Source organism: Micromonospora sp. NPDC092111 (assembly GCF_044755745.1).
In the GTDB taxonomy this organism is placed as follows: Bacteria; Actinomycetota; Actinomycetes; order Mycobacteriales; family Micromonosporaceae; genus Micromonospora.
This window is the reverse complement of record NZ_JBIVRQ010000046.1, coordinates 1-1,182: the sequence shown is the minus strand read 5'-3', so window position 1 is coordinate 1,182 and position 1,182 is coordinate 1. Positions and strand designations below refer to the sequence as shown.

1 pseudogene is annotated in these 1,182 nt (G+C 66.6%); it reads left to right on the top strand.

Going from position 1 to position 1,182, the window contains the following annotated elements:
* Positions 1-1,182 (top strand): annotated as a pseudogene (locus tag ACIQG9_RS29820) (hypothetical protein); the annotation flags it as partial.

The following is a 1,182-nucleotide window of genomic DNA, read 5'->3' as shown; positions in this document are numbered from 1 at the left end:
TGGGGCCCGCAGGGTCCGCAGGGTGCTCCGGGTGGTCAGGGCGGTCAGGGCGGTCAGGCACCCGAGGCAGCACACGGAGCAGCCGCCCCGGCCGCCCCGGCGGTCCAGGCTGCCCCGGCGGTCCAGGTGGCCCCGGCCGCCCAGGCGGCACAGGCTCTCGACGCCGGGACCGCGTTCTCGTCCGGCCAGGACGGCCGGGAAGCCGAGGCTGATGGTGGTGCCCTCCTGGTCGAACGGGGCGGCAGCGCCCACCTCGAAAAGACCAAACTCACCAGCAACAACGCCGGCGGCAACGGCGGCGCCATCGCCAACTTCGGCCGCGTCGACGTCGACTGGAGCACCATCGACAACAACCACGCCCGAGAAAACGGCGGCGGCATCTTCACCATCGGCGTCCTCAAGGTCACCGAATCCCGCATCGCCAACAACACCGCCGGCGACAACGGCGGCGGCATCGCCAACGGCCACGGCAAAGACGACCGCTACCCGCACACCCTCATCGAGGGCCGCGACGAAGCCGGCAGCATCGAAATCTTCAAGACCGACATCGAAGGCAACAAAGCCGACCGCAACGGCGGCGGCCTGTTCACCACCGGCGGCTTCGTCAAGATCGTCCTATCCGCCGTCAAGAACAACACCGCCTGCGACAACGGCGGCGGCATCTACGCCCACAACACCAACCTCGACCTCAAAAAGGTCACCATCACCAACAACCACACCAGCAACAACGGCGGCGGCATCTACAACACCGGCGGCAACCACGACACCCTGACCACCGGCCAGGAAGCCACCGCCACCATCGCCGACAGCACCATCGCCGACAACACCGCCGGCCACTTCGGCGGCGGCATCTACAACGGCGAACCCAGCCTCCTCAAGGTCGAAGACGGCTTCCAAACCCAACCCGACAGCCGCGACGACAACGCCACCCTCACCATCCGCGACACCGAAATCAAGGGCAACACCGCCGCCAACGGCGGCGGCATCTTCAACCACGAAGGCCGAGTCACCCTCACCAAAACCCGCATCACCAAGAACACCGCCACCGACGCCTCCAAACTCCACCGAGTCGCCGGCGGCGTCCTCAACAACGAAGGCCACGTCACCCTCGACGAAAAAACCACCATCACCAACAACGACCCCACCAACTGCGCCGGCACCGTCAAAGACTGCTTCAACTGA